The sequence below is a fragment of the Pseudomonas viridiflava genome, from assembly GCF_003702045.1.
GTDB classification, from domain to species: domain Bacteria; phylum Pseudomonadota; class Gammaproteobacteria; order Pseudomonadales; family Pseudomonadaceae; genus Aquipseudomonas; species Aquipseudomonas viridiflava_C.
In genome coordinates, this window is the sequence record NZ_RBTP01000043.1 from 30,390 (window position 1) to 52,285 (window position 21,896).

At 58.8% G+C, this 21,896-nt stretch carries 18 protein-coding genes; 8 read left to right on the forward strand and 10 right to left on the reverse strand.

Translation table 11 applies throughout. From position 1 onward, the window contains the following. Positions 1-155 precede the first annotated feature (155 nt). On the reverse strand, positions 156-803 hold the full coding sequence (locus ALP40_RS14750; protein ID WP_122209042.1) for a TetR family transcriptional regulator: 648 nt from the start codon (positions 801-803) through the stop codon (positions 156-158). 255 nt (positions 804-1,058) lie between these two features. Here ALP40_RS14750 and ALP40_RS14755 point away from each other — a divergent pair, with 255 nt between their 5' ends. From ALP40_RS14755 to ALP40_RS14765, 3 genes are read left to right on the forward strand one after another with little or no spacing between them, the layout of a single operon-like run. Continuing rightward, entirely contained in the window at positions 1,059-2,210 is a 1,152-nt protein-coding gene (locus tag ALP40_RS14755; RefSeq protein ID WP_122208979.1) for an efflux RND transporter periplasmic adaptor subunit, read from the forward strand. 3 nt (positions 2,211-2,213) lie between these two features. Beyond that, a complete protein-coding gene (locus tag ALP40_RS14760; protein WP_122208980.1) occupies positions 2,214-5,369 on the forward strand; it encodes an efflux RND transporter permease subunit in 3,156 nt (1,051 codons plus the stop codon). Then, positions 5,366-6,826: an AdeC/AdeK/OprM family multidrug efflux complex outer membrane factor gene (locus tag ALP40_RS14765; protein ID WP_122208981.1), complete on the forward strand. Its 1,461-nt coding sequence runs from the start codon at positions 5,366-5,368 to the stop codon at positions 6,824-6,826. Before ALP40_RS14760 ends, ALP40_RS14765 begins: the two co-directional genes overlap by 4 nt. A 75-nt stretch (positions 6,827-6,901) precedes the next feature. On the opposite strand, the gene ALP40_RS14770 is transcribed toward ALP40_RS14765, so the two are convergent. The 5 genes from ALP40_RS14770 to pcaR form a co-directional block, all read right to left on the reverse strand. Further along, positions 6,902-8,203: an MFS family transporter gene (locus ALP40_RS14770; RefSeq protein WP_122208982.1), complete on the reverse strand. Its 1,302-nt coding sequence runs from the start codon at positions 8,201-8,203 to the stop codon at positions 6,902-6,904. Positions 8,204-8,346: 143 nt separating this feature from the next. Beyond that, positions 8,347-9,549 (reverse strand): 3-oxoadipyl-CoA thiolase, encoded by a 1,203-nt coding sequence (gene pcaF / locus ALP40_RS14775; protein WP_122208983.1) that lies wholly within the window; start codon positions 9,547-9,549, stop codon positions 8,347-8,349. Further along, positions 9,549-10,328 (reverse strand): CoA-transferase subunit beta, encoded by a 780-nt coding sequence (locus tag ALP40_RS14780; protein ID WP_122208984.1) that lies wholly within the window; start codon positions 10,326-10,328, stop codon positions 9,549-9,551. The genes pcaF and ALP40_RS14780 overlap by 1 nt, the downstream gene beginning before the upstream one ends. Continuing rightward, positions 10,328-11,185: a CoA transferase subunit A gene (locus ALP40_RS14785; RefSeq protein ID WP_122208985.1), complete on the reverse strand. Its 858-nt coding sequence runs from the start codon at positions 11,183-11,185 to the stop codon at positions 10,328-10,330. The genes ALP40_RS14780 and ALP40_RS14785 overlap by 1 nt, the downstream gene beginning before the upstream one ends. 153 nt (positions 11,186-11,338) lie before the next feature. Beyond that, positions 11,339-12,181 (reverse strand): pca regulon transcriptional regulator PcaR, encoded by an 843-nt coding sequence (pcaR, locus tag ALP40_RS14790; protein WP_122208986.1) that lies wholly within the window; start codon positions 12,179-12,181, stop codon positions 11,339-11,341. A gap of 826 nt (positions 12,182-13,007) precedes the next feature. Here pcaR and ALP40_RS14795 point away from each other — a divergent pair. Both ALP40_RS14795 and ALP40_RS14800 read left to right on the forward strand, forming a co-directional pair. Continuing rightward, positions 13,008-13,205, forward strand: a complete 198-nt coding sequence (locus ALP40_RS14795) for a hypothetical protein (RefSeq protein ID WP_122208987.1) — start codon at positions 13,008-13,010, stop codon at positions 13,203-13,205. Between the two features lie 203 nt (positions 13,206-13,408). Next, positions 13,409-14,881: an inorganic phosphate transporter gene (locus ALP40_RS14800; RefSeq protein WP_122208988.1), complete on the forward strand. Its 1,473-nt coding sequence runs from the start codon at positions 13,409-13,411 to the stop codon at positions 14,879-14,881. A gap of 51 nt (positions 14,882-14,932) precedes the next feature. On the opposite strand, the gene ALP40_RS14805 is transcribed toward ALP40_RS14800, so the two are convergent. Then, positions 14,933-16,420 carry a helicase HerA-like domain-containing protein gene (locus tag ALP40_RS14805; protein WP_122208989.1) on the reverse strand — a complete coding sequence of 496 codons (1,488 nt, stop codon included), beginning with the start codon at positions 16,418-16,420 and terminating at the stop codon, positions 14,933-14,935. Between the two features lie 225 nt (positions 16,421-16,645). On the opposite strand from ALP40_RS14805, the gene ALP40_RS14810 reads away from it, so the two are divergent. Beyond that, a complete protein-coding gene (locus tag ALP40_RS14810) occupies positions 16,646-17,737 on the forward strand; it encodes a glycosyltransferase family 1 protein (RefSeq protein WP_122209043.1) in 1,092 nt (363 codons plus the stop codon). Then, on the forward strand, positions 17,730-18,500 hold the full coding sequence (locus ALP40_RS14815; RefSeq protein ID WP_122208990.1) for a DUF2334 domain-containing protein: 771 nt from the start codon (positions 17,730-17,732) through the stop codon (positions 18,498-18,500). Before ALP40_RS14810 ends, ALP40_RS14815 begins: the two co-directional genes overlap by 8 nt. On the opposite strand, the gene ALP40_RS14820 is transcribed toward ALP40_RS14815, so the two are convergent. Both ALP40_RS14820 and purU read right to left on the reverse strand, forming a co-directional pair. Next, complete coding sequence (locus ALP40_RS14820) at positions 18,485-18,658, reverse strand: hypothetical protein (RefSeq protein ID WP_122208991.1); 174 nt, start codon at positions 18,656-18,658, stop codon at positions 18,485-18,487. The genes ALP40_RS14815 and ALP40_RS14820 overlap by 16 nt on opposite strands. Before the next feature lie 59 nt (positions 18,659-18,717). After that, positions 18,718-19,569, reverse strand: a complete 852-nt coding sequence (purU, locus tag ALP40_RS14825) for a formyltetrahydrofolate deformylase (RefSeq protein WP_122208992.1) — start codon at positions 19,567-19,569, stop codon at positions 18,718-18,720. A gap of 358 nt (positions 19,570-19,927) precedes the next feature. On the opposite strand from purU, the gene mvaT reads away from it, so the two are divergent. Further along, positions 19,928-20,308 (forward strand): histone-like nucleoid-structuring protein MvaT, encoded by a 381-nt coding sequence (gene mvaT, locus ALP40_RS14830; RefSeq protein ID WP_083184029.1) that lies wholly within the window; start codon positions 19,928-19,930, stop codon positions 20,306-20,308. A gap of 82 nt (positions 20,309-20,390) precedes the next feature. Here the strand turns inward: mvaT and sbcB are convergent, their stop codons facing one another. Continuing rightward, complete coding sequence (gene sbcB, locus ALP40_RS14835) at positions 20,391-21,821, reverse strand: exodeoxyribonuclease I (RefSeq protein ID WP_122208993.1); 1,431 nt, start codon at positions 21,819-21,821, stop codon at positions 20,391-20,393. Positions 21,822-21,896 lie beyond the last annotated feature (75 nt).

A 21,896-nucleotide genomic window follows, 5' to 3' on the forward strand; every position in this document is an offset into this window, starting at 1 on the left:
ACAAACCACGGGCATCCCATGCCTTAAAACGCTGTTTCAAGCGCGCCTACACATGGACAAACGTCAGCAAACGGTAAACTTTTTTGTTTACCAGGATTAATTGAAATCCAAGGGTGCCCATTCGCACCCTCACAGCGTTATATTCAGTCACTTCGCTAGACGGCATGCTGCGCTTTCAACAGCGATGGGCTGAAACGCAACATATCCATGCAGACTTCCACCAACTGCTCGGACTCCGACGGCAGTGAATAGCTGTCGGGCACCAGCAGCCACTGGTAGATGATGCCATTGATGTAGGAAAACAGAGCGACCGCTGCGCGCCCCGTATCCAGACCTGCTGGCAACTGGCCCCGACGCACGGCATTACTCAACCCCAACTGGATGCGCTCGTGGCACTGGACGGCGTTCTCTTGGCGTTGACGACGGAAATCACACATCTCGTCCGTAAACTCGCACTTGTGAAAAAGGATTTCATTGATGCGACGGGTTTTCGGGTCAAGTGCGAGCTCATGAAACAAATGAACCAGCAGACTCTTCATGCACCCCAGCGGATCCTCTTCATCTTCATCCCGGCTGGCTTGCGACATTTCGTCGAGCGGTTCCTGAAGGCTGTCCAGCATCGCCTGCACCAGATCGGCCTTGTTATTGAAGTGCCAGTAGATCGCTCCCCGCGTCACACCCGCCAGGGTCGCGATGTCGGCCAGCGTTGTACGGGCAACCCCGCGCTCATAAAAGGCCTGCTCGGCAGCCTCCAGTATCTGGCTGCGAGTGATCTGAGCTTCCTCTTTGGTGCGACGAACCATGGCAATCAACCTCAAAAAATTCACCTCAGCCATCCGCGTAGCGCGATGCCTGAAGTCACAACCGGGCGGCATTTGTATCGCCTTGTCCCGAACCCGCTGATGACCCCCTTCGCTACGAATCATTGCGAAGGGAAGGTATTTACAAACAGCCATGAATGTAAGTATATTCCTTAGCATGCTACTTATCTAGCCGAAATATTTTTTAACATTTCAACTCTCCGTTGAACGAACAGGCTCCTGCCCCCGAGGATCTTCATGCAATTCAAGCCAGCTGTTACCGTCCTGGTCACTGCCGTCGCCCTGGCAACCCTGCTTAGCGGTTGTGGCAAGAAGGAGCAGGAGGCCCCGCCTCCGCAGAAACCTGAGGTGGGCGTCGTCACGCTCAAAGCCCAGCCCTACACGCTGACCACCGAGCTGCCGGGCAGGACAACCGCGTTCCGCGTGGCGGAAGTCCGGCCGCAGGTCAACGGCATCATTCTCAAGCGCCTGTTCACCGAAGGCGGCGATGTAAAGGCCGGCCAGCAGCTGTACCAGATCGACCCGTCTATTTATGACGCGAACGTCAACAGCGCCAAGGCGACCCTGCAGTCGGCCAAGTCGATGTCCGACCGTTACAAGCAATTGGTCAACGAGCAAGCTGTCAGCCGCCAGGAGTACGACACTGCGCTGGCGTCGACCCAGGAAGCTCAGGCCACCTTGCAAACCGCTCAGATCAACCTGCGGTTTACCAAGGTGCTCGCGCCGATCTCCGGCCGTATCGGTCGTTCCGCTGTCACCGAAGGTGCGCTGGTCAGCAACGGCCAGACCAACGCAATGGCCACTATCCAGCAACTTGACCCGATCTACGTTGACGTCAATCAGTCTTCGGCAGACATGCTCAAGCTGCGTGCCGATCTGGCCAGCGGCAGGCTGCAGAAGTCGGGCGACAACTCGGCTTCGGTCAAGCTGACCCTGGAAGACGGCAGTGATTATGCACAGCAAGGCAAGCTGGAGTTTTCCGAAGTCTCGGTCGATCAGGCCACCGGTTCGGTGACGCTGCGCGCTGTGTTCCCCAACCCTGATCACGTTCTGCTGCCCGGCATGTTCGTTCACGCCAAGCTGCAGGCGGGTGTCAGCAGCAAGGCCATTCTTGCTCCGCAGCAAGGCGTGACCCGCGACCTGAAAGGTACGCCGACCGCTCTGGTGGTGAACAAGGACAACAAGGTGGAACAGCGTGAGTTAGTCACCAGCCGAACCGCCGGTGCCTACTGGCTGATCGAAAAAGGTCTGGTCGAGGGTGATCGGGTGATCACCGAAGGCCTGCAATACGTAAAACCAGGCGCTGAAGTGAAGGTCAAGGAAGCAACCAACCTCAACGCTGACCAGTCTGCCAATGCTGCCCCTGCTGCCACTGGCAAAGGTGAGTGATAGATGTCCAGATTCTTTATTGACCGCCCCATCTTCGCTTGGGTATTAGCCCTGGTGATCATGCTGGTTGGCACGCTTTCGATCATGAAGCTGCCGATCAACCAATACCCGGCCATCGCACCAACGGCCATCGATATCCAGGTCACCTACCCAGGTGCGTCCGCACAGACCGTGCAGGACACCGTGGTGCAGATCATCGAGCAGCAGCTCAATGGTATCGACAACCTGCGTTATGTTTCTTCGGACAGCAACTCCGATGGCAGCATGACCATCACGGTGACCTTCAATCAGGGCACCAACCCGGACACCGCTCAGGTACAGGTTCAGAACAAGCTGAACCTGGCCACCCCACTGCTGCCGCAAGAAGTGCAGCAGCAGGGCCTGCGCGTGACCAAGTCGGTGAAGAACTTCCTGCTGGTGATCGGTCTCGTCGCTGAAGATGGCTCCCTGACCCGCGAAGACTTGTCCAACTACATCGTTTCCAACATTCAGGACCCGATCTCGCGGACTTCCGGTGTGGGTGACTTCCAGGTGTTCGGTTCGCAGTATGCGATGCGCATCTGGCTGGACCCGGCCAAGCTCAACAACTTCCAGTTGACGCCTGTGGATGTAACCAATGCGGTCAGTGCGCAGAACGTGCAGATCGCTACCGGTCAGTTGGGTGGCCTGCCTGCGCTGCCCGGCACTCAGTTGAACGCCACCATCATCGGCAAGACCCGTCTGCAGACCGCCGAACAGTTCGGCAACATTTTTCTGAAGGTCAACACCGACGGTTCGCAGGTTCGTCTCAAGGATGTCGCGCGTATCGAACTGGGCGGTCAGAACTACAGCATCGACGCACAGTTCAACGGCAAACCGGCTTCCGGTATGGCGATCAAGCTGGCATCGGGTGCCAACGCCCTCGACACCGCCAAAGCGATTCGCGCCACCATCAGCGAGCTCGAGCCCTTCTTCCCGCCGGGCATGAAGGTTGTTTACCCGTATGACACCACGCCGACCGTCACGGAATCCATCAGCGGCGTGGTTCACACCCTGATCGAAGCCATCGTGCTGGTGTTCCTGGTGATGTACCTGTTCCTGCAAAACCTGCGCGCAACGATCATCACCACGATGACCGTGCCGGTGGTACTGCTGGGTACGTTCGGGATCCTGGCCGCCTTTGGCTTCACCATCAACACCCTGACCATGTTCGGCATGATTCTGGCCATCGGGCTTCTGGTGGACGATGCCATCGTGGTGGTGGAGAACGTCGAACGGGTGATGGCCGAGGAGCATTTGTCTCCCAAGGAGGCCACGCAGAAATCAATGGACCAGATCCAGGGTGCGCTCGTCGGCATCGCGATGGTGCTGTCGGCGGTTCTGCTGCCGATGGCGTTCTTCGGCGGCTCCACGGGGGTGATCTACAAACAGTTCTCGATCACCATCGTTTCGGCGATGGCCCTCTCGGTGCTCGTGGCCCTGATCTTCACCCCGGCGCTGTGCGCCACCATGCTCAAACCTATCGATCCGGAGAAGCACGGCCAACCCAAGCGCGGCTTCTTCGGCTGGTTCAACCGGACCTTCGACCGCAGCGTCGTCAGCTACGAAAACGGCGTGAAGCGCATGGTGACTCACAAGTTGCCGGCCTTCGTCGTGTACCTGATCATCTTCGCGGGCATGATCTGGCTGTTCACCCGTATCCCGGCGGCGTTTCTGCCTGAAGAAGACCAGGGTGTGATTTTTGCCCAGGTCCAGACACCGGCGGGTTCGTCGGCAGAACGTACCCAGAAAGTCATCGATGACATGCGCGACTTCCTGCTCGATAAAGAGAACGGTGAAGGCAAGGGCGTCAACTCGGTGTTCAGCGTCAACGGTTTCAACTTCGCCGGTCGCGGCCAAAGTTCGGGCCTGGCCTTCGTGATGCTCAAACCGTGGGACGAGCGCGATGCTGAAACCACCGTGTTCAAGATCGCCGAACGGGCGCAGGCACACTTCGCCAGCTTCCGGGACGCAATGGTCTTCGCGGTCGTCCCACCGTCGGTGCTGGAGCTGGGTAACGCCACCGGCTTCGACGTTTACCTGCAAGACCAGGGCGGTGTCGGCCACCAGAAACTGCTGGATGCCCGTAACCAGTTCCTGGGCATGGCAGCACAGAGCAAGATCCTGGCAGGCGTGCGCCCCAACGGTCTGAACGACGAGCCGCAGTATCAGCTCACCGTGGACGACGAGAAGGCCAGTGCGTTGGGCATTACCTTGGCCAACATCAACCAGACGCTATCCATCGCGCTGGGCGGTAGCTACGTCAACGACTTCATCGACCGTGGTCGGGTGAAGAAAGTGTACGTGCAGGGCGAAGCGTTCAGCCGCATGACCCCTGAAGACCTTCAGAAATGGTTCGTGCGCAACGACAGCGGCACGATGGTACCCCTGTCGGCCATTGCCAGCGGCGAGTGGATCTACGGTTCGCCCAAGCTGTCGCGCTATAACGGCGTAGCAGCGATGGAAGTGCTGGGTACGCCTGCTCCGGGCTACAGTTCCGGACAGGCCATGGCGGAAGTTGAAGCCATTGCCGGGAAACTGCCGGCAGGGATTGGCTACTCGTTTACCGGCCTCTCGTTCGAAGAACGCCTGTCCGGTTCTCAGGCGCCAGCCTTGTACGCACTGTCCTTGCTGGTGGTATTCCTCTGCCTGGCAGCGCTTTACGAGAGCTGGTCGATTCCGATTGCGGTCATTCTGGTCGTACCGCTGGGTGTAATCGGTGCCTTGATGGCAACCAGTCTGCGTGGACTGTCCAATGACGTGTTCTTCCAGGTGGGCCTGCTGGTGACGGTGGGTCTGGCGGCGAAAAACGCCATTCTGATCGTCGAGTTCGCCAAGGAACTGCATGAGCAGGGTAAATCGCTGGTCGAGTCGGCGATGGAAGCTTGCCGGATGCGCTTGCGCCCCATCATCATGACCTCGATGGCGTTCATCCTGGGCGTGGTTCCGCTGGCCATTTCCAGCGGCGCCGGTTCGGGCAGCCAGCACGCCATCGGTACAGGCGTTATCGGCGGTATGATCACCGCAACGATCCTGGCGATCTTCTGGGTGCCTATGTTCTACGTCGCCGTGTCGTCGGTGTTCAAAGGCAAAGACAAATCAAACAAGCCACAAGTCAAACATACCGAGGCTGGCCAATGAGCAAGTCCCTGATCTCTCTAGCAGTTACCGCGTTCATTCTCGGCGGCTGCTCTCTGATCCCCGAGTACAAGCAGCCCGAAGCTCCGGTTGCCGCTCAATACCCGCAAGGTCCGGCGTACTCGCCGGCCGAAGCGGCCAAAATGGCTGCCGCCGAACAGGGCTGGCGCGAGTTCTTCCGTGATCCGGCGCTGCAGCGTCTGATCCAGACCGCGCTGGTCAATAACCGTGACCTGCGCGTTGCGGCCCTGAACATCGACGCCTACCGCGCGCAGTACCGCATCCAGCGTGCCGACCTGTTGCCTGCCGTTTCGGCAAACGGCAACGGCAGCCGTCAGCGTGTGCCGGGCGACCAGACGCAGACCGGCCAGTCGGCCATCACCAGCAGCTATTCGGCCACGCTGGGCGTCAGCGCCTATGAGCTGGACCTCTTCGGTCGTGTTCGCAGCCTCAGCCAGCAGGCGTTGGAAACCTACTTCGCCAGCGAAGAGGCGCGTCGTAGCACCCAGATCAGTCTGGTGGCCAACGTCGCCAACGCCTACCTGACCTGGCAGGCGGACAAAGAACTGCTCAAGCTGACGCAAGACACCCTCAAGACCTACGAAGAAAGTTTCCGCCTGACCTCGCGCAGCAACGAAGTCGGTGTTTCTTCGGCACTGGACCTGAGCCAGTCGCGCACGGCCGTCGAAAGCGCTCGCGCCCGTCTGGCCCAGTACCAGCGTCTGGTCGCACAGGACCAGAACAACCTGGTGCTGTTGTTGGGCACCGGCTTGCCTGACAACCTGCCAGCCAGCCAGTTGCTCGACTCCGACATGCTGACCGAAATGCCGGCAGGCTTGCCGTCGGACCTGCTGCAACGTCGTCCGGACATTCTGGAAGCCGAGCACCAGCTCAAGGCAGCCAACGCCAACATCGGTGCCGCACGTGCTGCGTTTTTCCCGAGCATCAGCCTGACGGCGAGCGCAGGCACCGGCAGCACCGAACTGTCCGGCCTGTTCAAGGGCGGCTCGGGCACTTGGCTGTTCCAGCCGAGCATCAACATCCCGATCTTCAACGCCGGCAGCCTGCGCGCCAGCCTGGATTACTCCAAAATCCAGAAAGAAATCAGCGTCGCCAATTACGAGAAAGCGATTCAGACCGCCTTCCAGGAAGTGTCCGACGGCCTGGCCTCGCGCAAGACCTACGACGAACAGCTCCAGGCGCAGCGTGACTTTGTCACCGCCAACCAGGACTACTACCGTCTGGCCGAACGTCGCTACCGCATCGGGATCGACAGCAACCTGACGTTCCTCGACGCCCAGCGCTCGCTGTTCAGCGCGCAGCAAACACTGATCACCGATCGTCTTGCGCAGCTGACCAGCGAGGTCAATCTGTACAAGGCACTCGGCGGCGGCTGGTACGAGAAGACCGGTCAGACCGCAACGATCGACAAAGAGAAGCCGTCGATCCAGCTGTTCTGATGCTGTTGCTCTGATCAACGCCCAATAAAAAACCCACCGAATTCGGTGGGTTTTTTTATGCGTTCTCCCCCGCGATCACTGATCGTGGTGCAGGTAAGCGGGCTGTTTGGGCAGGCGCAGGCTGAACAGGAACGCCACCGCCATCATGGCCGTCACGTACCAATAAAAACTGTTTTCCATCCCTGCACTTTTGAGCTTCAAGGCGACGAATTCGGCCGAACCACCAAAGGCCGCATTGGCCACCGCATACGCCAGACCGACGCCAAGGGCGCGCACCTGCGGTGGAAACATCTCGGCCTTCACCAGCCCGCTGATCGAGGTGTAGAAGCTGACGATGGCCAGCGCCAGCGTGATCAGCACAAACGCCATGAACGGATTGGTGTTGGTTTTCAGGGTCATCAGAATCGGCACCGTACACAGCGTACCCAGCGCGCCGAACCACAGCATCGAGTTACGTCGGCCGATCCGGTCGGCCAGCATGCCGAAGAACGGCTGCATGCACATGTACAGAAACAGTGCGCCGGTCATAATGTAGCTGGCCGTCTTGGCCTCCATACCGCCGGTATTGACCAGGTATTTCTGCATATACGTGGTGAAGGTGTAGAAGATCAACGAGCCACCTGCGGTGTAGCCCAATACGGTGATGAACGCAGCCTTATGGTGTTTGAACAGCGCCGCTATGCTGCCCGCGTCCTTGTCCTGGCGGCTTTCAGCCGTTGTGGTTTCGTTCAAGGTGCGGCGCAGCAGCAAGGCAATGACCGCTGCCGCCGCGCCGATGACGAACGGGATACGCCAGCCGTAGTCACGCAGCTCTTCAGTGGTCAGAAATTGCTGAAGGATGACCACAGTCAGTACAGCCAGCAACTGACCGCCAATCAGGGTTACGTACTGGAACGAGGCGTAGAAGCCACGCTGCCCACGCAAGGCCACTTCGCTCATGTACGTGGCCGTGGTGCCGTACTCCCCGCCCACCGACAAGCCCTGAAGCAGGCGCGCCATCAGCAGCAGTGCCGGTGCCCAGGCGCCAATCGACGCATAGGTCGGCAGGCACGCAATGATCAACGACCCGGCGCACATCATGGTCACCGAGATCAGCATGGAATTCTTGCGGCCATGCTTGTCCGCCACCCGTCCGAACAGCCAGCCGCCAATCGGCCGCATCAGAAAACCGGCAGCGAACACGCCTGCGGTATTGAGCAACTGAACGGTCGGATCGTCGGAAGGAAAAAAGGCTGGCGCGAAGTAGATCGCACAGAAGGCATAAATATAAAAGTCGAACCATTCGACCAGATTCCCGGAGGAGGCACCGACAATGGCGAAGATTCTTTTGCTTCGCTCCTCGCCGGTGTAGTGCGGTGCTTTCGATGGTGTGGTCATTGTTATCCCCAAGCAAAACTATCCGTAAGACACAATCTGTAACACCCCAATGCCCCCAAGCACAACAACCCGGACCACCGGACTGCCTTTTCGTGGAGACAGATCGATGGACCGGGTTGTTGAGCAAAGCAAAAAGAGGGGCGTTATGGACGCTCTATGGCCAATGCCAAGCCTTGGCCGACCCCGACACACATGGTCGCCAAACCTTTGCGACCGCCGGTCTTTTCCAGATGATGCAACGCCGTCAGCACCAGACGTGCGCCGCTCATGCCCAGCGGATGGCCCAAGGCAATCGCGCCACCGTTGGGATTGACCTGCGGCGCATCGTCAGCAAGACCCAGCTCACGCAACACCGCGATACCCTGGCTGGCGAAGGCTTCATTGAGTTCGATGACATCGAAATCGGACACCGCCAGCCCCAGACGCTCGACCAGCTTGCGCACCGCAGGCACCGGCCCGATCCCCATCACGCGAGGCTCAACGGCCGCGCTGGCCATGCCGAGAACCCGTGCGCGAGGCGTCAGGCCATGTTTCTTCACCGCTTCAGCAGAAGCCAGAATCAGCGCGGCAGCCCCGTCATTCACACCGGACGCATTGCCTGCCGTGACCGTCTTGTCCGTCCCGTTGACCGGCTTGAGCCTGGCCAGGGTTTCCAGGCTGGTGTCGGCACGAGGGTGTTCGTCCTTGTCGACGACGGTTTCGCCTTTCTTGTGCGCCACACGCACCGGCACGATCTCTTCCTCGAAAAAGCCCGCAGCCAAGGCAACGGCAGCGCGTTGCTGGCTGCGCAGGGCGAAAGCGTCCTGATCGGCGCGAGAAATAGAAAAATCGATGGCCACGTTGTCACCCGTTTCGGGCATAGAATCCACGCCGTACAGGGCTTTCATGGCCGGGTTAATGAAGCGCCAGCCGATGGTGGTGTCTTCCAGTTTCATGTTGCGTGAGAATGCCGCATCGGCCTTGCCCATCACGAACGGCGCGCGGGACATCGACTCGACGCCACCGGCAATCGCCAACTCCATCTCGCCCGTAGCGATGGCCCGGAAAGCGGTGCCAATGGCGTCCATGCCAGAAGCGCACAAACGGTTGAGCGTCACGCCCGGAACGGTGGTCGGCAAGCCCGCCAGCAGCGCCGCCATGCGTGCCACATTACGATTGTCCTCGCCTGCCTGATTGGCGCAGCCGAGGAACACCTCGTCAACTTCGTTCCAATTGACCGTCGGGTTACGCTCCATGAGCGCCTTGATCGGGATGGCAGCCAGATCGTCGGCACGCACCGAAGACAGGCCACCGCCAAAGCGGCCGATGGGGGTGCGAATCGCATCGCAGATAAATACGTCACGCATCACGCTTCTCCTGCGACCTGACCGTGGGCGGCAGCGGTTCGCGCCTCCAGCTCTCGAAGCGCAGTCAGTTCGACGTCGGTAGGTGCTTCGGAATAGACCACGTTGTCGGCAAAACGGATGTCCCAACCGGTGGCGGCGATGACTTGCTCACGTGTAACACCGGGATGCAGCGTGGTCACCACAAACTCGTTGCTGCCCTCTTCAGGCTCCATGATGCACAGGTCGGTGATGATGCCCACCGGTCCCGCCCCCGGCAGGCCCAGACGTTTGCGCGAATCGCCACCTTCGCCGTGGCCGACCGAGGTGATGAAATCGAGTTTATTGACGAACGAACGCGCCGACTGCTTCAGAATAATCAGCACCGACTTGGCCGAACCGGCAATCTCCGGCGCGCCACCGGCACCGGGCAGACGCACCTTGGGGTTGTGATAGTCGCCGACCACGGTGGTGTTGATATTGCCGAAACGGTCGACTTGAGCCGCGCCTAGAAAACCGACGTCCACCCGCCCGCCTTGCAGCCAGTAACGGAAAATCTCACTGGTCGCGACCACCGTGTCAGCGGTCTCGGCCAGTTCACCGTCGCCGATGGACAGCGGCAGCACCGTCGGTTTGGCACCGATCGGGCCTGATTCATAGATCAGCACCACATCAGGTGCAGAGGTCAGGCGTGCCAGGTTTGCCGCCTTGGAGGGCAAGCCGATGCCCACGAAGCAGACCGCTCCATTACGCAAACGGCGGGCAGCGGCAACGGTCATCATTTCACTGGTGGTGTAAGTCATTATTTTGCCTCCGAAGCGCGAGCCAGCTTGCTCTGGAATTCGCTGAAATCCGCTGTGCCATGAATGTATTCATCGATCCAGGCCTTGAAGGTTTCGCGGTCTCGGGCAATCGGGTCCCAGGCTTGATAGAAAGGGTTGTCGCGCTCGTAGTAGCCGTGAGCGTAGGACGGATGAGCGCCGCCAGGCACCAGGCACACCGCACTCAAGGCCCAGGTCGGCAGCACGCAGGAGTTCATCGGGGCGTTGAGGTCATCAACGATTTCCTCAACCGTGACGATGCAGCGTTTTGCCGCCAGCGCGGCTTCCTTCTGCGCACCGAGGATCCCCCACAGCAACACGTTACCCTTGCGGTCGGCCTTCTGGGCATGGATAACCGTAACGTCCGGGCGCACCGACGGCACGGCAGCCAGTACTTCACCGGTAAAAGGACAGGTCACGGTTTTGATCAGCGGATTGACCTTCGGCAAGTCGGAGCCGGCATAGGCCCGCAACACGGCGAACGGCAGGCCGGAGGCACCCGCGACATACGCATTGGCCAGGTCGGCATGGCTGTGCTCTTCGATTTCCATAGCACGCGGCCATTGTTTTTCGACCGCGTCACGCAAGCGGTGCAGCGAACCGACGCCAGGGTTACCACCCCACGAGAAGATAAGGCGCTTGGCGCAACCTGCGCCAATCAGCTGGTCATAGATGAGGTCGGGCGTCATGCGCACCAGTGTCAGGTCTTTTTTGCCCTGACGAATGATTTCATGGCCAGCGGCCGTAGGGATCAAATGGGTGAAGCCTTCCAGCGCAACGGTGTCGCCATCGTTGACCAGTTGCTTCACCGCATCGCGTAGAGAAAGAATGTCTGCCATGAGGTGCTCCGAACCCAACATCATGTTCAATGATCAGCGCGAAGACCTGCGCCGGAATGAAAATGAGGTTATGCCTGAGCACTGCGCCAAACAATCCGATAATCGACTAACCGTTCGGTAATCGAACCAATTCATCAACCCTCTATAAAGGCTTCACGTGAACAGCTGAGTACTCAGATCACGGCTTGCATCAAGCATGATTGGCAGAAATCGCTGTTCCAGCTCACTGCGGGCCACTCGCCCCGCGCTGGTGCTGACATTGAGCGCAGCCAGCACCTGGCCCGACGCATCATAGACCGGTACGGCAATCGAGCGAAGCCCCTGCTCCAGCTCCTGATCAACAATGCACCAGCCTTGCTGGCGAACTTGCTGCAGGCATTCGAGCAATGCTTCGGGGGTACGAATGGTGCGACTGGTCTTGGGTTGCAGGTCAACGTGGTCCAGGTACTCATGCAACGACACATCATCAAGCGCCGCCAACAGAATGCGACCCATTGACGTGCAATACGCCGGCAAGCGCCCCCCGACGGACAAGTCCACCGAGATCAACCGCTGAGTAGTGGCCGACCTGGCTATATAGAGGATGTCGTCACCTTCGAGGGTGGCCATGTTGCAGGCCTCATGCAATTGGTCGCTCATGCGGTCCAGGTAGGGCTGCGACGAAATGGCCAAAGGTGTGGACGACAAATACGCGTGGCCCAGTGTAAGAACCTTGGGCAGCAACGAATAGGTGCGTCCATCGGTGGTGGCGTAGCCCAGTTTAATCAGCGTATGCAGGCAGCGACGCACGGCCGCACGGGGGATTTCCGTACGGTGGCTGATCTGCGCGATGGTCAGGTGCCGTTTACGCTCTTGAAACGCATGAACCACCGCGAGCCCACGCGCCAGGGACGTCATGAAATCCGGATCACCGGTCAGCGCCTGGATACGTTTCGCAGGCGAAGCCACGATAGGCGGAGCCAATGAGGAAAAAGAATTACGCAGTTCGTCGTTCATTGCCGCAACCTCTGTACACCCTTTCAGGCCTTATGAACCGGCGGTTTCAGTGCAAAGGAGCACATTGACCGGCTTCAGTTTGTGCGATTATCGAACCAATGGCCGATAATCGCAATTGACCCGTCGTAAATATGCTTATACCTTTAGGACTGCCACTAAGTGACTTCTTGGAAATTACTGGTCAGGTACCCACTGAGAAGTCCAAGGCAGCGGCCTTGCCCTTTAAGCAAGGCCGTTTTCATTACAGCGCCTTGAGCTCACCACGCGTCATTCATTCCCTCCGAATTCCCCGTCTCTTATTCCTTGAACAGTCAGTCCATCAGACTCGCTGAATTCCGGCGGCGGTTTTTTGTCCGAGCCTGTCAATTCTCTTTTATGAAAGTTCCGTCATAAACATGACTCACCTGTACTTCGGAACATTCGTACAGAATGAGTTGGGTTTAACATTATTCAAACGACTATAGTTGACGCAGCCGAACTTCTTGGCGATAGTACATTTCCATTGGCGGACTGAATCTTAAGCAGTGACTCGTGCGCACCACGAGCCTTACAAGCTGCAGTCGCGTCAACGTGCAGGCCCCGTATACCGGGCCCGTGCAAACGGCGGTCAACGAAGATCCCGTTGGTTTTACCCCTGAACCACATGTCGCTACGACAGTCGTTTTCTCCGGTGTCCGTAGCCGCGAGCAGCCTCAAGGTGTTCAGACATCCCAGCCAGTACCGATCACATATGCCCTTGATCCTTTTCAGGGCAGGTAACGGGATGAATCTGTTTGCCGTGCGTCGCGTTTTCACCGGAACTCATTTGACTTGAACAGGTAATAAAGTGACTAAAGATGAACTGCGCGCGGAACTTGAGCGCCAGGAGCAACGTTTCAAGGATGTCTATGGCGGTGAGATCACCACGTATGCCGCGCAACCGGAACCGGAACGCAAACCTTGGCGTAAACGAGCCAGCCTTCGGGATCAGGCTTTCAAACAGGAACTGCAGAAAATGGAAGAGGACTTGAAGCAAGAGTCCTGATGGTCAGGCTGCAACAGCCTTGACGATCTGATCCGCACTACCAGGGTCCGCAATCGAAGTGTTATTGCCTGTCTGCCTTACCAATGGGACGGCGCCCATGCGTCTTTTTTTTGGTTTCAGGCGACACCGGTCGAGGCTGGCAAGTCGATACGTATTTTTTCTGTCATAATCGCGCCCCCTTCAGACCGGGTCAGAAAATCTACATGATCGAATTATTCAGCGGGCTAGATGCTTGGGTGCTTGTGAGCCTATTGCTCGCCCTGGCCTTCGTCCTGGCCTTCGAGTTCATCAACGGCTTTCATGACACTGCAAACGCGGTGGCGACAGTCATTTATACCAAAGCCATGCCGCCGCACCTGGCTGTCATCCTATCCGGTGTATTCAATTTTCTCGGCGTGTTGCTGGGCGGCGTCGGCGTTGCCTACGCGATTGTCCATCTGCTCCCGGTGGAACTGCTGATCAACGTCAACACCGGTCACGGGCTGGCGATGGTGTTCTCGCTGCTGGCAGCGGCGATCACATGGAACCTGGGCACTTGGTATTTCGGTATTCCAGCCTCCAGCTCCCATACGTTGATCGGCTCGATCCTTGGTGTCGGCCTGGCCAACGCCCTGATCAACGACATTCCGCTCGCTGACGGCGTCAACTGGCAGAAGGCGATCGACATTGGCGCGTCTCTGGTGTTTTCCCCCCTCGCCGGTTTCATCGTGGCGGGTCTGGTGCTGATCGCACTGAAATGGTGGCGACCGCTGTCCAAGATGCACAAGACGCCGGAGCAACGCCGCAAGCTCGACGACAAGAAACATCCGCCGTTCTGGAACCGCCTGGTACTGGTGATTTCCGCAATGGCCGTCAGCTTCGTACACGGTTCCAATGATGGCCAGAAAGGCATCGGCCTGATCATGCTGGTGCTGATCGGTATCGTTCCGAGCCAGTTCGTGCTGGACCTCAACAGCACGACCTACCAGATCGAACGCACGCGCGACGCGACCCAGCACCTGAGCCAGTTCTATCAGCGCAACAGCGACACGCTGGGTGAATACCTGGCGATGGGCAAAGCCGAAAAAGGCGACCTGCCTTCCAGCTCTGCCTGCAACCCCGAACAGACCGAGCCGACCATCGATGCGCTGCTGGACCGCTTGAAAGGCGTTTCCGACTACCATTCCATGCCGTCCGAAAGCCGTATCGAAGTCCGTCGCTACCTGCTCTGCCTGGACGACACCGCACGCAAGGTCGGCAAACTGCCGGGGCTGGCAGCGCGTGAAAAGTCCGACCTTGAGAAGCTACGCAAAGACCTGACAGCCACCACCGAATACGCCCCGTTCTGGGTGATTCTGGCCGTGGCGCTGGCGCTGGGCATCGGTACGATGGTGGGCTGGAAGCGTGTGGTCCTGACCATTGGCGAGAAGATCGGCAAGCAGGGCATGACCTATGCCCAAGGCATGTCGGCACAGATCACCACCGCCTGCGCCATCGGCATGGCCAACGTGTTCAGCCTGCCGGTTTCGACCACCCACATCCTGTCTTCGGGTGTGGCCGGGACGATGGTCGCCAACAAGAGCGGCCTGCAAGGCGGCACTGTTCGCACCATCCTGCTGGCCTGGGTACTGACCCTGCCAGCGACAGTTGCGCTGTCGGCCTGCCTGTTCTGGCTGGCGTCAAAAGCGCTGTCCTGACCTGAGCCTGCTCAGGCGGTGCGATCTTCGCGCCGCCTGAGTGGATCGGCGTCACTTGCGCTTCTTCGTCCCCAGCAACGACCCCATCAGACCTCGCACCAACTCTCGTCCCAACTGGCTCGCCGCCTGCCGCATGGCGTTCTTCATGGCCTGACCGGCCAACCCTCCCAGAAACGCCCCAGCCTTATCGCTGAAGCTTTCCTCCTGATGGCCTTTCGGCTCAGGCTCCACGACCGCCCCTGGCTCGGAGACCTTGCGCGCCGCCAGCATCTCGTAAGCGGACTCCCGATCCACGGGCTTGTCATAGCGCGTGCCCAGCGATGATCGGGCGATCAGGCTCGCACGCTCGTCGGCTGTCAGAGGTCCGATACGCGATTGAGGCGGGGCTATCAGAACGCGCTGCACCACGGCGGGGGTGCCTTTGTCCTGCAGCGTACCCACCAGTGCCTCGCCAATCCCCAGTTCGGTCAATACGCTCAACGCATCGAACTCAGGGTTGGGCCGAAAGCCCTGCGCCACTGCGCGCAACGATTTCTGCTCTTTCGCCGTGAAGGCCCGCAGCCCGTGCTGGATCCGCAGGCCCAACTGGGCAAGCACCTCATCAGGCAGATCACCGGGCGATTGAGTCACGAAATACACCCCCACACCCTTGGAGCGGATCAGACGCACCACCTGTTCGAGCCGATCCTGCAAAGCCTTGGGTGTGTCGGCGAACAGCAGGTGCGCCTCATCGAAAAACAGCGCCAACAACGGTTTGTCGGCATCGCCCCGTTCAGGAAGCTGCTCGAACAGCTCCGCCAGCAGCCACAGCAGAAAGGTGGCGTAAACCTTTGGCGCTTCATGCACCAGTCGGCTGGCGTCCAGCAGGTGAATGCGCCCTCGCCCGTCACTGTCTGGCTGGAGTATGTCCTCCAGTTGCAAGGCTGGCTCTCCAAACAGCGCCTCTGCCCCTTGCTGTTCAAGCACTGCGAGCCTGCGTTGCAACGCCTGACTGGAACCGGTCGTCATCAAGGCGCCGTCTTCGCCCAGCAGTTGAGGGTGATCGTGCAGATGATTGAGCAGCGCCTTGAGGTCCTTGATATCAAGCAGCAGCAGACCCTCGCGGTCGGCGACCTTGAACGCGGCGTACAATGCCGATTGTTGACTGTCGGTCAGCTCCAGCAGATTACCCAGCAACAGCGGCCCCATTTCGCTCAAAGTCGTGCGCAGTGGATGGCCGGACTTACCGTTGATGTCCCACAACGTGACCGGATAAGCCTGAGGCCGATGATCGAGCCACGGCATACCGGCAATGCGTTCGGCAATCTTGCCCTGGGGATTGCCAGCAGCACCCAGCCCGCACAGATCACCTTTGATATCCGCCGCGAAAACCGCAACGCCCGCGTCGCTGAACGCCTCCGCCAAACGCTGCAAGGTCACCGTTTTACCGGTCCCGGTCGCACCGGCCACCAGTCCATGACGATTGGCCAGACGAAACGCCTGGGAGATCGGCTGCCCGTCCGGACCCGCACCCAGAATCATATTTTGAGAGTCGTGCATGTTTCACTTCCTCCACAGCATGAGACGCGCTGGCGTTGAGCGTAGCAAGTGCAGCCGCCGTTCGTTAACGCTTGCTGAATGCTCATCATCCTCCCAACTGGACGGCGCGTCTGCCGCTCGCCTGCCGAGCGGTGAATGCCGCCGCGAACCACTATTCTTTCAAGAGGTCAAGAAAGGACGACCTCAGTCTGGAGGAACGTTGCTGTGCACATTGCCGACATCACGATGTTCTACGCCCCGGCCAGCGGCGGAGTGCGCACCTACCTGGACGCCAAGCACGCCCTTCTGAGCAAGCGCCCCGGGGTGCGTCACAGCCTGCTGATTCCTGGGGCACGCGCCACACACAGTGAGGGCATTTACCGGGTTCCGGCGCCAGCCCTGCCCTTCAGTAACGGTTACCGCTTTCCGTTGCGGGCCGCTCCGTGGCGCACGCTGTTACACCGGCTTCAGCCCGACCTGATCGAGGCCGGCGATCCCTACCTGACTGCCTGGGCCGCGCTCGATGCCCGACGCCAGCTGGACGTTCCGGTGATTGGTTTCTACCATTCCGACCTTCCCCTGCTGATCAGCAATCGCATGGGCAACTGGATGGGCATGAGTGCTCAAGCGTATATCAGCAAGCTTTACAGCAACTTCGACCGGGTGTTGGCGCCCAGTCGTGTCGTGGCCGACAAGCTGCTCGGGATGGGCGTGGAAAACGTGCACATACAACCCCTTGGCGTTGATTTGCAGACCTTCAATCCACGCCACCGGGACCCAGGCTTGAAAGCGGAACTGGGTCTGCGCGAAGACACGAGGTTGCTGATCTTCGCCGGGCGCGGCTCCAGGGAGAAGAACCTGCCGGTGCTGCTGCGGTGCATGAAAACGCTCGGCCCGCGTTATCACCTTTTGCTGGTGGGGTCACACATGCCCATGCACGTACCGGACAACGTCACCGTCGTCCATCGTTTCTGCAAAGCCGCCCCCCTCGCCCGTCTAATGGCCAGCGCCGATGCCCTGGTCCATGCCGGGGATCAGGAAACATTTGGTCTGGTGGTGCTTGAAGCGATGGCCAGCGGGATCCCTGTCGTGGCGGTCGCTGCCGGAGCGTTCACGGAAATCGTGTCGGAGCACAGCGGACTGTTGTGTGAAGCAGGCAATGCTCAGGCGATGGCCGCAGCGGTGCGAGAGCTGTTTTCCCACGACATGCCCTCCAAGGGGCTGGCCGCCAGACTGTACGTCGAACAGCATTACAGCTGGGACGTCGTAGTTTCGGACCTGCTTGGACATTATCAGGCGGTCTTGGGCACTGACGTGTCGGCATTCGCTCATGGTTGAACGGGGCGACAGGTCAAGGCCGCGCAGCGTGCTATTGGTTTTGCACGACGTCGCGCCTCACAGTTGGTCGATGTATGAACCGTTCGTGAACGCGGTCGACCGACTGGGCGGGGTCAACATGACCTGGCTGGTGGTGCCGGACTTTCATCGGCGCAGCCCGCTGAACGAAGACCCGCTTTTTCAACGCCGGCTGAGTGAGCGGCTGGAGCGTGGCGACGAACTGGCCCTGCACGGTTATTACCATTGTGACGACAGCGCCGCGCCAAGAACCCTGCGCGACTATTTCATGCGACGTGTCTATACATGGGAAGGCGAGTTCTACTGCCTGAGTTCGCAGCAGGCCCTGATGCGTCTGGAAGCGGGCATTAACGTGTTTCGTCGCCACGGCTGGCCACTGCACGGTTTTGTCGCACCGGCGTGGCTGATGAGTCAGGGGACACGTGACGCCCTGCGTCAATTGCCGTTCAGTTATACCAGCGACCCGCAGCGTTTGTTCAGACTGCCCGACTTCACCCCGATTGAAGCGCCGGGGCTGGTGTGGAGCGCACGCAGTGCATGGAGACGCGCGGCGTCGAGGCGTTACAGCGACTACAAGCAAGCACGGCTTCGCGACTCTCCGACGATCCGGCTGGGCCTGCATCCTGTGGATATGCTGCACGAATCATCACGCACTTATTGGCTCGCGCTGCTGACACGACTGCTGGAAGACGGCAGACAGCCAATGACCAAGATTCAGTGGCTTACGCGCTACGCCTCAGACTGATCTTCCGAGGGTTGCTGCAACTCGCGCCACAGTTCAGCCGCGCCATCGAACTCGGTGCCATTCTCAGGTGTCAAGGCGTCCGGGTCATAACGGCTCAGGCAACCTTCACCCAGGGTGGCCGGTGCCTTGGACGTTGCTTTATCGAGGGGGTCGGTCATGGAAATGTCCGCCTGGGAGGTTGGCAGGAGCGCCGCATGGACGATCCTGCCACAACGGATCAGTCGAAGACGACTGTCTTGTTGTCGTGAACCAGTACGCGATCTTCAAGGTGCGCACGCAGACCACGCGCCAGTACCATCTTTTCCACGTCACGGCCAAAGCGCACCATGTTCTCGATACTGTCACGGTGGCTGACCCGGACAACGTCCTGCTCGATGATCGGGCCAGCGTCCAGTTCTTCAGTCACATAATGGCACGTCGCGCCAATCAGTTTGACTCCACGCAGCGAGGCCTGGTGATAGGGCTTGGCCCCCACAAACGATGGCAGGAAGCTGTGGTGAATGTTGATCACCTGATGCGCGTATTCACGGCACAGCTGCGGTGGCAGGATCTGCATGTAGCGCGCCAGCACCACGACATCGGCCTGATGCTGCCCGACCAGACGCGACACTTCGGCGAAGGCTGGCTCCTTGTCTTTAGGGTCGACAGGCACATGGTAATAAGGAATGTCATGCCACTCGACCATGCTGCGCAGGTCCTGGTGGTTTGAAATCACGCAGGCGATGTCACAATCCAGCTCATCGGTGTGCCAACGGTGCAGCAGGTCTGCCAAACAGTGTGATTCGCGGCTGGCCATCAACACGACGCGCTTCTTCTGCGCCGAATCGGTGATACGCCAGTCCATCGCGAATTCTTCGGCTATCGGCGTGAACGCCTCGCGAAAACCGTCAAGGTCGAATGGCAGCGTGTCGGCACGGATCTCGTGACGCATGAAAAACCAGCCACTGAGATTATCCGAATGATGGCTCGCTTCGGTGATCCAGCCGTTATGGGACGCCAGAAAGTTACTGACTTTGGCAACGATGCCGACACGGTCCGGGCAAGCAATCACCAGACGAAAAGTGCGCATTAGGGGAAACTCCAGAACTTCGCAAAGCCGCTATTCTAGCGACTGCGCCGAAAAACTGCAGTATCTCTGTTGCCTGAATCCAGGCGGCGAGGCTGGCGCGCCGAGGGAAAAAGATTGCACCGTGCCAGTACGCAATTTTCAGGACGCGTTTCTATAAAGACCGGCATTTAAGCAGGGCTTTATAGCGCGCCTATTTAGTAGCGTAGAGACGGTCGATCTAGTTCCTGAGTCTGTAGGACGCGTGTATATTTCTAAATAATTCAAATAAAACTTTTATTTAATGTTTACTTGATCAGTTCCTCTGACTATTATTGCGTCACTGTATCCCTGCCACCCTTCACAACATAAGGTCCTCCTCATGTCCCTGATCAACGAATACCGCGCTACAGAAGAAGCCATCAAAGAACTGCAAGCCCGTTTGAAGAACCTGTCGCAAGACGACAAACTGCAAACCGAGCTGGAATTCGAAGGCAAACTGCGCACCCTGATGGGCGAATATCAAAAATCGCTGCGTGACATCATTGCTCTGCTGGATCCGGATTCCAAGGTTAACAAGGCACCCCGTGGCGGCGCTGTAAAAACGACCGGCACCAAACGCGCTCGCAAGGTCAAGCAGTACAAGAACCCGCACAATGGCGAAGTCATCGAAACCAAAGGTGGCAACCACAAGACACTGAAAGAGTGGAAAGCCAAGTGGGGCGGTGATGAGGTTGAAAGCTGGGCCACTCTGCTGGGCTAAGCTTCAAAAGCCGTGTTATTCACGGTATGAAAAACGCCAGCTTGCTGGCGTTTTTTTATAGTTCACTTCCTACACCTTTTACTCATATTCCCAGCCGCTCGCGCAGCAACTGAACGTGGTCCTGCCATTGACTCAGTATCGCCAACTGCTCTGGCGTGGCACTAAGCGACAACTCCACCAGCGCGTTACTAAAGGCGTGCACAGTATTCGGAGCCCCTGACTCCGGGCGTTGCAGCCTTGTCTGACAAAACTGATGCCAGCGTTGTTGTTCTTCGGGGGCCAAGGTGTGAGGAAAGTTACGGGCTCGATAGCGAAATAACAATTCAGGCAGGCGTGCATCGTCAAACGGCCATGCATCATGTGCCAGTTGTTCAGGATCTGAAAGGCGTACTTGTTCACACAACCTGCGGTCACGGTCCCCGATAAACCCGTCGTACAGTTGCTGCTCGGGGTCTTCACTGGCAATGAAATGATCCTTGCCATACAGCGCACGCAGTTTGCCCTGCCAAACTTCCAGACTTTCCGCGACGCGTGTGGCGCGCGCCTGGTAGCCTGCCATATCCAGCTGGAGGCGTTCTTGATCCTGAGGCCGCAATACGCTCATGGGCGCAATCACAGGGCAGCGATTTATATGCAAGAGTTTGAGCGGCACCGGCAGTTCGCCCTCGCCCAATGCCTCGTGCCGGGTATATAAGCGCTGCTTCAGTGTTTCAACATCGCAGTCCAGTAACGGTGAGTGATCCTGGTGCAGGTCACACACGATCAGTGCATTACGGTTATGCGGATGCCACGCCAGCGGCAATACGACCCCCACATAATGACGGGCGGCTGAAAAGCGACCTGAAATATGCACCAGAGGCTGCATCAGACGAATCTGATCCTGGACCTTTTGTTTGCTACGCAGTGCAAACAGGTATTCGTACAGCCGCGGTTGTTTCTCACGAATCAGGCGTGCCAGTGCAATGGTTGCACGCACATCGGATAAAGCATCGTGGGCCTGCCCATGTTCAATTCCGTTGGCGGCGGTCAGGCGCTCAAGTTTGAGCGTGACCCGGCCGTTTTCTTCTGGCCAGACGATTCCATCCGGTCGCAAGGCGTAAGCGGCACGCACCACATCGATCAGATCCCACCGGCTGTTCCCCCCCTGCCACTCCCGTGCATAAGGATCGAAAAAGTTGCGATAGAGGCTGTAGCGCGTGACTTCATCGTCAAAGCGCAGGGTGTTGTAGCCAGCGCCACAGGTTCCGGGGGCGGACAGCTCGGCGTGAACACGCGTCATGAAATCGGCTTCGCACAAGCCTTTCTCTGCCAGAGTGGCCGGCGTAATCCCGGTGATGATACAGGCGGCAGGGTGCGGCAGAATGTCGTCGCTGGGCTGACAGTAGAGGTTGACCGGTGGCGCGATCTCATTGAGCTCGGCGTCGGTCCGGATACCGGCCATCTGTAGCGCGCGATCATTGCGCGGGTTGATACCGGTGGTTTCGTAGTCATACCAGAAGAGGCTGGAAGTCACGGGCTGATCCTGAACAAGAGACCCCTGAAGTGTAGGGGTTGAAGCCAACCGTTGGCTAATCGGAAGGCTCGGCAC